Here is an 11,959-nt window from a genome sequence, read left to right on the forward strand (position 1 = left end):
TGGTCGTTGTTCGACGTGCTCGGTGATGCGGAGGCGTTGGAGCGGGTGGACGTGGTCCAGCCGGTGTTGTGGGCGGTGATGGTGTCGCTGGCCGAGCTGTGGCGTTCGCACGGGGTGCGGCCGGCTGCTGTGGTGGGTCATTCGCAGGGTGAGATCGCGGCTGCGTGTGTGGCCGGAGCGCTTTCCCTCAGTGACGCGGCGAAGGTGGTGGCGCTGCGGTCGAAGGCGATTCTGGCGCTGTCCGGCCTGGGTGGCATGGTGTCGGTGGCGCTGCCGGTTGGGGAGGTCCGGGAGCGGCTGACCGGCGGGCTGTCGGTGGCTGCGGTCAACGGGCCTTCCTCCGTGGTGGTCTCCGGGGATGCGGCCGGCCTGGACGCGTTGCTGGCCGGGTGTGAGGCGGACGAGGTCCGTGCCCGTCGTATTCCGGTGGACTACGCGTCGCACTCGGTGCATGTGGAGGCCATCCGCGAGGAACTCCTGGACGTGCTGGCCGGGTTGGAGCCGCGTGCGTCGGAGGTGCCGTTCTTCTCGACGGTGACGGCTGACTGGCTGGACACGTCGGTGATGGATGCGGAGTACTGGTACACGAATCTGCGGCAGACGGTGCGTTTCGAGGAGGCGACGAGGGCGCTGGCGGAGCAGGGCCATCGCTTCTTCGTGGAGACTTCCGCGCATCCGGTGCTGACCGTCGGTGTGCAGCAGACGCTTGAGGATGCCGGTGTGGACGCGGCCGTGCTCGGCACGCTGCGGCGTGACGAGGGTGGTCTCGACCGGTTCCTGCTGTCCCTCGCCGAGGGACATGTGCGGGGTCTCGCGGTGGACTGGGCGACCGTGTTCCCGGGCGGCCGGATCGTGGACCTGCCCACGTACCCCTTCCAGCACCAGAAGTACTGGCTGCAGTCCGGTGGGGCGGCTTCCGCCGCCGACCCGGTGGAGGCGCGGTTCTGGGAGGCAGTCGAACGCGGCGACGTCGACGCTGTGGCGGGCACGCTCGGAATGGCCGGCGAGGGGGCCGACCGGTCACTGGGCGAGCTGCTGCCCGTGCTGTCCTCCTGGCGGCGGCAGCGCCGCGACCGGGCGGTCGTGGACAGCTGGCGGTACCGCATCGGCTGGCAGCGGCTCGCCGACGCCCCGGCTCCCTCGCTGGCCGGAACGACATGGCTTCTTGTGGTGCCGGCGCAAGACGCCGCCGCCGACGCAACCGTGGACGTCCGCACAGCCCTGGGCACCCATGGCGCCGACGTGCGGCTGTTGGAGGTGGACCTCGACGGCGCCGACCGTTCCGTGCTCGCCGGTGAGCTGCGCGACCACGGCACCGGAGTCGGCCATGTGGTGTCGTTGCTCGGTCTCGACGGCCCGTCCTCCGCGGCCGACCGCGACGACCCCGACGCGCACGGCGTCGTACGGCTGCTCGCCACCGCGGCTCTGGTCCAGGCACTGGGCGACGCAGGGGTCGACGCGCCGCTGCACATCGTCACACGCGGTGCGGTCGCCACCGGGCGCTCCGAGCCTCCGGCCGACCCGGCGCAGGCGCTGCTGTGGGGATTCGGCCGGTCCGCCGGTCTGGAGCATCCGGAACGCTGGGGCGGACTCGTGGACCTGCCCGGCACACTGGACGGCCAGGGATACGACAGGCTTGCCGCAGTGCTCGGCGGTGCCGTGCGTGAAGATCAGGTGGCGGTGCGCGCCTCGGGCGTCCTCGGCCGTCGGCTGCGGCGGGCCGAGTCCCACGGGGCGCCCGTCGCTGCCGGCTGGCAGGGGCGCGGCACCGTGCTCGTGACCGGTGGGACGGGGGCGCTCGGCGGTCACGCCGCGCACTGGCTGGCCGACCACGGAGCCGAGCACCTGCTCCTGATCAGCCGGCAGGGCGCGTCCGCCGACGGCGCGGACGAACTGCGTGCCGAACTCACCGCCAAGGGTGTGTCGGTGACGATCGCCGCCTGCGACGCCGCGGACCGCGACGCTCTGCGGGACCTGCTGGCGACCGTGCCCGAGGACTCCCCGCTGACCGCGGTCGTGCACACGGCGGGGGTCGTCGACGACGGTGTCGTCACCGCGCTCACACCGGAGCGCTTCGCCACCGTCCTGCGGCCCAAGGTGGACGCGGCGGTGAACCTGGACGAGCTGACGCGGGACCGGGACCTGACCGCGTTCGTCCTCTACTCGTCGTTCGCGGGCACCATCGGCAGCGCGGGCCAGTCCAACTACGCGGCCGCGAACGCCTTCTTGGACGCCCTCGCCGAACGGCGCCGGGCCGCGGGCCTGCCCGCCACGTCCCTCGCGTGGGGTGCCTGGGACGGCAGCGGCCTCGCACTGCAGAGCGACGCCCGCCGTACGCAGCTCAGCAGCAGCGGTATCCGGCCGATGGCACCGGAGCGGGCCATGGCGGCCTTCGCACGCGCCGTCGACCAGGCCGAAGCGTTCCTCGGCGTGTGCGACGTGGACTGGGAGCGGTTCGCCGACGGAAACGACGGCAGGCTGCCGCTGTTCAACGAGATTCTCGCGGAGCTGCCCACCGATGCGGGTACCGCTACCCGGACCCCGGACGCCGCGACCGGTGCCACACCACTCGGCCAGCGTCTCGCGGACATGTCAGAGGCGGACCGCAAGCGAGAGGTACTCGAACTCGTTCGCGGCGCGGCGGCAGCCGTTCTGGGCCGTTCCACAGCCGACACCATCGGCCGCGACAGGGCCTTCCGCGATCTCGGCTTCGACTCGCTCACCGCATTGGAGCTCCGCAACCGGCTCGGCGCCGCCAGCGGCCTGCGTCTGCCCACGACGCTGGTGTTCGACCATCCCACGCCCACCGCGCTCGCCGGCCACATGCTCGGCGAACTGCTGCGGTCCGCTCCCGCACAACCCGCACCGGCCATCACGGGCACGAGCAGCGACGAGCCGATCGCCATCGTCGGCGCGGCCTGCCGCTTCCCCGGCGACGTCCGTTCGCCCGAAGACCTGTGGCGACTGGTGACCGCAGGCACCGATGCCATGGGCCCGTTCCCGACGGACCGGGGCTGGCGGCTCGACGACCTGTTCGACTCCGACCCCGACCAGGCCGGCAAGAGCTACATCTCCGAGGGCGCGTTCCTGCACGAGGCCACCCAGTTCGACCCGGTGTTCTTCGGGATCAGCCCCCGGGAGGCCGGGGCCATGGACCCGCAGCAGCGCCTGCTGCTGGAGTCCGCGTGGGAAACCTTCGAACGGGCGGGCATCGACCCGACCTCGCTGCGCGGCCAGGACGTCGGCGTGTTCGCCGGGTCCAACGGCACCGACTACCGCGACCACGTCGGCGACGCGGCCGAGGACAGCGAGGGCTATCTGCTCACCGGCAACTCCGCGAGCGTGCTATCCGGCCGCATCTCGTACACCTTCGGCCTGGAAGGCCCAGCGGTCACCGTCGACACCGCATGCTCGTCGTCCCTGGTGGCCCTGCACCTGGCAGTGCAGGCGCTGCGCAACGGCGAGTGCTCCATGGCGCTCGCCGGTGGCGTCTCCGTCATGTCGACACCGGGCGCCTTCGTGGAATTCAGCCGCCAGCGCGGGCTCGCCTCCGACGGCCGCTGCAAGGCGTTCGCGGAGGCGGCGGACGGCACGGGCTGGGGCGAAGGCGTCGGCCTGCTCCTGGTGGAACGCCTGTCGGACGCCCGCCGCCACGGACACCAGGTCCTCGCGGTCGTCGGCGGCACGGCGGTCAACCAGGACGGCCTGTCCAACGGACTGACGGCGCCGAACGGTCCCTCGCAGCAGCGCGTCATCCGCCAGGCACTTGCCAACGCCGGAGTGAAGCCCGCGGACGTGGACGCCGTCGAGGCCCACGGAACCGGTACGGCACTGGGCGACCCGATCGAAGCACAGGCCCTCCTCGCCACCTACGGCCAGGGCCGCGACGCCGACCAGCCGCTCCGGCTCGGCTCGATCAAGTCCAACATCGGACACACGCAGGCCGCCGCCGGTGTCGCCGGCATCATCAAGATGGTCATGGCGATCCGCCACGGCATCCTGCCCAGGACGCTGCACGTGGACGCGCCGTCGTCGCACGTCGACTGGTCGGCGGGGGCCGTCGAGCTCCTGACCGAGTCCCAGCCGTGGCCGGAGGTCGACCGTCCGCGTCGTGCGGGTGTGTCGTCGTTCGGGATCAGCGGCACGAACGCGCACGTCATCATCGAACAGGCTCCCGAGGAGCTTCACTCGAGTACGCCCGCCACGGCCCGGCCGGCTTCCGGAGCAGTGCCGTGGATACTGTCCGGCAGGACCGAGACCGCGCTCCGCCACCAGGCACAGCGACTGCGGTCCCACATCCTGGCCCATCCGGACCTGGCCCCGGTCGATGTCGCCTACTCGCTCGCCACGACCCGAGCGGCTCTCGACCACCGCGCCGTCGTCATAGCCGACGATCACCCGGGCTTCGTCCGTCGCCTCGCGGAACTCGCGGCCGGCGCACCGGGCACAGGGGTGCACGAGGGCGCGTCCGCAGACGAGCACACGATCGCCGTGTTGTTCTCGGGGCAGGGGTCGCAGCGGGCGGGGATGGGCCGGGAGCTGTACGAGGCCTATCCGGTGTTCGCGGAGGCGTTGGATGCGGTGTGTGCGGGGTTCGACCGGGTGCTGGACCGGCCGTTGCGTGAGGTGATGTTCGCCGGGGAGGGTGAGCTGCTGGATCAGACCGGGTTCACGCAGCCGGGTCTGTTCGCTCTGGAAGTGGCCTTGTACCGGCTCACGGAATCGTGGGGTATCCGGCCCGACTATGTGACCGGGCACTCGATCGGCGAGCTGGCCGCCGCGCATGTCGCCGGAGTGCTCTCCCTGGACGACGCGGTGACGCTGGTGGCGGCGCGGGGCCGGTTGATGCAGGCGTTGCCGGCGGGCGGCGCGATGCTGGCCGTCGGTACGGACGAGGCTGCGGTGGCCCCGTATCTGGAGGGCCGCGAGGCGGAGGTGTCTCTCGCAGCCGTGAACGGTCCCTCTTCGGTGGTGATCGCCGGCGACGCCGATGTCGTGGCCGAGCTGGGGGATCGGTTCTCCGGGCTGGGGTGGAAGACGAAGAAGCTGCGGGTGAGTCATGCGTTCCACTCGCCGCACATGGACGCGATGCTGGAGGACTTCCGTCGGGTCGCCGAGTCGCTGACCTACTCCGCGCCGTCGATCCCGGTCGTGTCGAACGTGACCGGTGAGGCTTCTGCTGATGTCGCTTCCGCCGAGTACTGGGTACGTCATGTCCGTGCGGCTGTCCGTTTCGGTGACGGGGTGCGCTGGCTGGAGGACCAGGGCGTCGGTGTCTTCCTGGAGCTGGGGCCGGACGGTGTCCTGTCCGGTATGGCGCAGGAGTCCCTCACCGGGGACGTGCAGCTCGTCGCCGCTCTGCGTAAGGACCGCTCCGAAGCGGAAGCACTGCTCACGGCTCTGGGCCGTCTGCACGTCGCGGGCGTGACCCCGGACTGGCCGGCGTACTTCTCCGGCACCGGTGCCCGCCGCGTCGACCTGCCCACGTACGCCTTCCAGCACCAGCGCTACTGGCTGCAGGGTGTGTCGGGCAAGGACGCCCGGGCCGGGATCGGGTTCGAGGCGATCGACCATCCGCTGCTCACTACAGCCGTACCCCTGGCCGGAGAAGACGGGCAGCTGCTCAGCGGGCGGCTCTCGCTCGCCGAGCAGCCGTGGCTCGCGGATGGTGCCGCCGGCACCGTGCTGGTACCGGCAACGCTCCTGCTCGACCTCGCCCTGTATGCCGCCCACCGCGTCGGCTGCGACCAGGTCGGCGAGCTGACGCTGGAAGCGCCTCTCGTGCTCTTCGCCGACAGCCCCCTGCAGTTGCAGGTCGTCGTGGGTGCCCCGGACGCGTCCGATGGCCGACGGATCGACGTGCACGCACGGCCCGACGGCGGGGAGTGGACGCGACACGCGTCCGGAGTGCTCACCCGAGAGGCACTGCCGCAGGCCGAGCCGGTCGTCTGGCTGCCGGACGGAGCCGAACCGGTGGCGTCGGAGCGGCTGGCCGAACTGCTCGGCGACCTGCCCTCCCACCCGCTGACGACGACCGTCTGGCGGCACGGCGACGACCTCTACGCCGAAGCCGTGCTCGACGAGGACCAGGCCGCCCACGCGGAGCGGTACACCCTGCACCCGGCGCTCCTCGAAGGCGTACTCAGGGCGGTTCACGCCGGGGCCGGCCACGGTGTGGCTGCGGACTCCGGACCGGACGGTGCCGGTGACGGGCAGGTGCGTACGCCGTTCGCCTGGACCGGGGTGTCCGTACGGGCCGCCGGGGCAACCGCGTTGCGCGCCCGGCTCACCCGCGCCGACGACGACGCCTTGGCGGTGGAGGTGACCGACCCGGCCGGTGGCGCGGTCCTCTCGGTCACCTCCCTGGCCTTCCGCCCGGTGCCCGCCGCGGCGCTGTCGGGCCGGCCGGTGCCTCAGGACTCGCTGTTCCGCGTCGACTGGACCACCGTGAACGTGCCCCCGGCCGCCCCGGCCGGCCGCTGGTGCGTACTCGGCACCGACCCGCAGGGCATCGCCGACGCGCTGCGCGCCGCCGGCACCGAAGCCGACGTGCGCGACGAGCGGTATGTCCTGGACCCGGGGGCCGATCCGGACGACACCGCGGACCGGACCGGTGCGGTACCGAGCACCGTCCTCTTCGACGCCGCCTCCCCGGCCTCGGGTGACACCGCCGCGGACGCGCATCACACCGCGCACCGCGTCCTGGCCGCCCTGCAGGCGTGGTCGGCCGACCAACGATGGTCGGACAGCACGCTCGTGCTCCTCACCCACGGTGCGGTCGGTACGGGACCGGACGACCCGGTGCGCGACCCGGCCGGAGCCGTGGCCTGGGGCCTGGTGCGGTCCGTGCAGGCCGAGCAGCCCGGCCGGTTCGTGATCGTGGACCTCGACGGCACCGACGCGTCGCTGCGGGCGCTGCCCGACGCGGTGCACTCCGGCGAACCGCAGTCGGCGCTGCGCGCCGGTCGTCTCGAGGTGCCGCGCCTGGCCAGGGCCGCACTGCCCGCCGCCGGCGAGCGGTTGCGGCTGCGCCCCGACGGCACCGTCCTCGTCACCGGTGGCACCGGTGGCCTCGGGGCCCTGACCGCCCGCCACCTCGTGGCGGAACACGGCGTACGCCACCTGCTGCTGGTGAGCAGGAGCGGCCCCGGTGCCGAAGGCGCCACGGTGCTGCGGGACGAACTGGCCGGGCTCGGCGCCGAGGTCACCCTCGCCGCCTGCGACCTCGCCGACCGTGCGGCCCTCGCCGGCGTCCTCGACGGGATACCCGCCGAGCATCCGCTCACCGCGGTCGTGCACACCGCGGGAGTCCTCGCCGACGGCGTCCTGTCCTCACTCACACCCGAGCGCGTGGACGAGGTCTTCCGCCCAAAGGTCGACGGCCTGGTCCACCTGGACGAACTGACCCGGGACGCGGACCTCACCGCGTTCATCATGTTCTCCGCAGCCGGTTCCGTGCTCGGTAGCGCGGGCCAGGGCAACTACAGTGCGGCGAACACCTTCGTCGACGCCTTCGCCCAGCACCGCAGGGCACAAGGGCTCCCCGCGCAGTCACTGGCCTGGGGGCTGTGGGACCTGTCGGCGGGAATGGCGGCTCTCGGCGACCTCACCGCCGACGAGCGCCGCAGGCTCCGCCGGGCGGGGATGCTGTCGGTCACCGCCCGACAGGGCCTGGCCCTGTTCGACGCGGCGACCGCGTCCGACGACCCGGTCCTGGTACCGGCCCGGCTGCACCTGGCGGGGCTGCGCGCCCTCGGCCCGGGTGAGCAGATGTCCGAGCTGCTGCGCGGGCTCGTCCGCACCCCGGCACGCCGCGCGGCGTCGGGCGCGGGCACGGAACCGGCGGCCGAGACCGGCCTGCTGGAGCGGATCGCCGCGGCCGACCCGAACGAACGCCGACGCGTACTCCTCGACCTGGTGCGCGGCACCGTCGCGGCCGCCCTCGGCTTCGCCGACAGGAACGACGTACCGGCTCAGCGCGGCTTCCTGGAACTCGGGCTCAACTCGCTGACCGCCGTGGAAGTACGCAACAGTCTCGGCGCGGCGACGGGAGGCCGGCTGCCCGTCACGGTCATGTTCGACTATCCGTCCGCGGACCAGCTCACCGACTTCCTCGTCGAACGGCTCGCGCCGCGTGACGTACGGCCCGCACCCGCGACCGTCCACGGCGACCTCGACCGGCTCGAGGCCGCCTTGACCGCGGGCGACCTCGGAGACCAGGAACGCGACGCCGTCACATCGCGGCTCAGGACACTGCTGGCCAAGTTCGAGGACGGCGGTGACGCGGCCGGCGACCGCTCCGCCCTCGCCGAACAGGTCGCAGACGCCAGCGACGACGATCTGTTCGACATCATCGACAAGGGCATCGGCGCTCCCTGACGGAAAGGCCGTAATACGGAGAACGAGGAGGCGCGGGGAATTCCACAGCCGTCCCCGCGCCCGCACATCAAGTCGCCTCACCGGCCCGTGACATAGGGGTCCCCGCTACGGGGCGCTAGGGGTTGTTGGGGTAAACCGGGCCTCCATAGGCTCCCCAATTAAGGCCTGCGCTTGGGCTGTGAGCGCGACCACGAGAAGCGCCCGATCGTGTGCCGTGGACTCCGAGGGGTCCACGGCACACGGTTGCCCGTGGTCGGAGACCATGCGCGACCGACCGTCGACGTGGCCCGGGGGGCGCAGGAAATGAAAGCAAACGATGGGCGACGATGCGACGTTGCGTCGGACGGCGAGGCGTAATCCGTTGAATTCAGCGGTCTTCACGGCATGGCCGTACTCCCCTTCGCGACGGCTCGCGACGCCATGCGGCCGGGAAATCCGCCGGCCGGTTCGCGGACTGACCCGGGGCTCCCGCCGGCAGCCCGGAACCCCGCCGGATACCTGTGCTCTCTTTCTCAAAGGTGGCGCCGAATGACGACGAACGAGCAGAAGCTCCGGGACTACCTCAAGCGGGTTGTCACCGACCTCCACGACGCGCGTCAGCAACTCCAGGACGTCCGGGAGGAACAGCAGGAGCCGATCGCCATCGTCGGCATGAGCTGCCGGTTCCCCGGCGGCGTCGACTCCCCGGAAAGCCTGTGGCGGATGCTCACGGCGGGCACCGACGCCATGACGACGTTCCCGGACGACCGCGGCTGGGACCTGGCCGGACTGTACGACCCGGACCCGGACCGACCCGGCACCGCCTACGTCCGCGAAGGCGGTTTCGTCCGAGGTGCCGACCGGTTCGATCCCGCCTTCTTCGGCATCTCGCCGCGCGAGGCCCTCGCGATGGACGCGCAGCAGCGGCTCCTGCTCGAAACCACCTGGGAGGTCTTCGAGCGCGCCGGCATCGACCCCGCCGCCGTGCGCGGCCGGGACATCGGAGTCTTCGCCGGCACCAACGGGCAGGATTACGCCTACGGTCTCCAAGAGGCACCCGAGGGCGTCGACGGCTACCTCGGCACGGGTACCGCCGCCGCCGTGCTCTCCGGCCGCATCGCCTACACCTTCGGCCTCGAAGGCCCGGCGGTGACGGTGGACACGGCGTGTTCGTCGTCGTTGGTGGCGCTGCACCTGGCCGCCCAGGCACTCCGACGGCGCGAATGCTCCATGGCCTTGGCCGGCGGCGCCACGATCATGTCGACGCCCAACGTCTTCGTCGAGTTCAGCAAGCAGCGCGGCCTGTCCCCGGACGGCCGCTGCAAGGCGTTCGCGGACGGCGCGGACGGCACCGGCTGGGGCGAGGGCGTAGGCCTGCTCCTCGTCGAGCGACTGACGGACGCGGTCCGCAACGGCCACGAGATCCTCGCCGTCGTCCGCGGCTCCGCGATCAACCAGGACGGCGCCAGTAGCGGACTCACCGCGCCCAACGGCCCCTCCCAGCAGCGCGTCATCCGACAGACCCTCGCCGATGCCCGACTGTCGGCCTCCGACGTGGACGCGGTGGAGGCCCACGGCACCGGTACGGCCCTCGGCGACCCCATCGAGGCCGAGGCGCTGCTCGCCACCTACGGCCAGGAGCGCGGGACCGACCGGCCGCTGTGGCTCGGCTCGATCAAGTCCAACATCGGACACACACAGGCCGCCGCGGGCGTGGCCGGCGTCATCAAGATGGTCATGGCGATGCGCCACGGCCTGCTGCCCAAAACCCTCCACGTCGACGCCCCGTCGACCCACGTCGACTGGTCGCCGGGCACAGTGCGCCTCCTGACGGACAACATTCAATGGCCGGAGGTCGATCGTCCGCGTCGTGCGGGTGTGTCGTCGTTCGGGGTGAGTGGCACCAATGCGCACGTGATCCTGGAGCAGGCGCCGGTCTCGGAGGAGCAGGCCGGTCCGGTGCCGGTGCGGGTTGATGGTGGTGTGGTGCCGTGGGTGCTGTCGGGGAAGTCGGAGGCGGCGCTGAGGGCGCAGGCGGCGCGGTTGCGGGCGGTGCTCGACGGGGGCTGCTCGCCGGTGGATGTGGCGTTCTCGCTGGCGACGACGCGTGCGGCGCTGGAGCACCGGGCGGTGGTGGTCGGTTCCGGGTGTGAGGAGCTGCTGCGGGGTCTGGACGCGGTGGCGGAGGGTGCTCCGTCTGCTGGTGTGGTGAGGGGTGTCGTCCGTGACGAGACGACTGTGACGGCGGTGTTGTTCTCGGGGCAGGGGTCGCAGCGGGCGGGGATGGGCCGGGAGCTGTACGAGGCGTATCCGGTGTTCGCGGAGGCGTTGGATGCGGTGTGTGCGGGGTTCGACCGGGTGCTGGACCGGCCGTTGCGTGAGGTGATGTTCGCCGGGGAGGGTGAGCTGCTGGACCAGACCGGCTACACGCAGCCGGGTCTGTTCGCTCTGGAAGTGGCCTTGTACCGGCTCACGGAGAGCTGGGGTGTACGGCCGGATTATGTGACCGGGCATTCGATCGGTGAACTGGCCGCCGCGCATGTCGCCGGGGTGTTGTCCCTGGACGATGCGGTGACGCTGGTGGCGGCGCGGGGGCGGTTGATGCAGGCGTTGCCGGCGGGTGGGGCGATGCTGGCCGTCGGTACGGACGAGGCTGCGGTGGCTCCGTATCTGGAGGGCCGGGAGGCGGAGGTGTCTCTCGCCGCCGTGAACGGTCCCTCTTCGGTGGTGATCGCCGGCGACGCCGATGTGGTGGCGGAGCTGGGGGATCGGTTCTCTGAGCTGGGGTGGAAGACGAAGAAGCTGCGGGTGAGTCATGCGTTCCACTCGCCGCACATGGACGCGATGCTGGAGGACTTCCGTCGGGTCGCCGAGTCGCTGACCTACTCCGCGCCGTCGATCCCGGTCGTGTCGAACGTGACCGGTGAGGCTTCGGCTGATGTCGCTTCCGCCGAGTACTGGGTACGCCATGTCCGTGCCGCTGTCCGTTTCGGTGACGGGGTGCGCTGGCTGGAGGACCAGGGTGTCGGTGTCTTCCTGGAGCTGGGTCCGGACGGTGTCCTGTCCGGTATGGCGCAGGAGTCCCTCACCGGACAGGCGCAGCTCATCGCCGTCCTGCGTAAGGACCGCTCCGAACCGGAAGCACTGCTCACCGCACTCGGCCGTCTCCACATCGCAGGCCTGGGTCTCGACTGGAACACCCTCTTCGCCGGTGCGCGCAGGGTTGAACTGCCGACGTACGCGTTCCAGCGGGAGCGGTACTGGCTGGAGGCCCCTGCGCAGAGCGGGGCAGCCGCGGCTGTGGACCCGGTGGATGCGGAGTTCTGGACCGCGGTCGAGAACGAGGACGTGGAGTCGGTTGCCGGAGTGCTCCGGTTGTCTGGTGATGAGCCGTTGAGTGCTGTGTTGCCGGCGTTGTCGTCGTGGCGTCGTGAGCGGCGTGAGCGGGTGGTGTTGGAGGGTTTGCGGTATCGGGTGTCGTGGGAGTCGTTGCGGGTTGGTTCGGATGTGGTGTCGGGTCGTTGGCTGGTGGTGGCTGAGGGGGAGTTGGGGGAGCGGGTTGGTGAGGCGCTTCGGGTGGCGGGTGTGGAGGTGTGTGTGT

The 11,959-nt window shown here is 71.6% G+C and carries 2 protein-coding genes; both read left to right on the forward strand.

The window, feature by feature from the left end; translation table 11 throughout:
* The coding region (locus tag ACH4F2_RS34675; RefSeq protein ID WP_398136698.1) for an SDR family NAD(P)-dependent oxidoreductase at nucleotides 1-8,379 on the forward strand (8,379 nt) is incomplete at its 5' end.
* A gap of 528 nt (nucleotides 8,380-8,907) precedes the next feature.
* On the forward strand, nucleotides 8,908-11,959 hold a 3,052-nt coding region (locus ACH4F2_RS34680; RefSeq protein WP_398136699.1), incomplete at its 3' end, for a type I polyketide synthase.

Origin of the sequence: Streptomyces sp. NPDC017890, from assembly GCF_044328675.1 — a bacterium.
GTDB lineage: Bacteria > Actinomycetota > Actinomycetes > Streptomycetales > Streptomycetaceae > Streptomyces.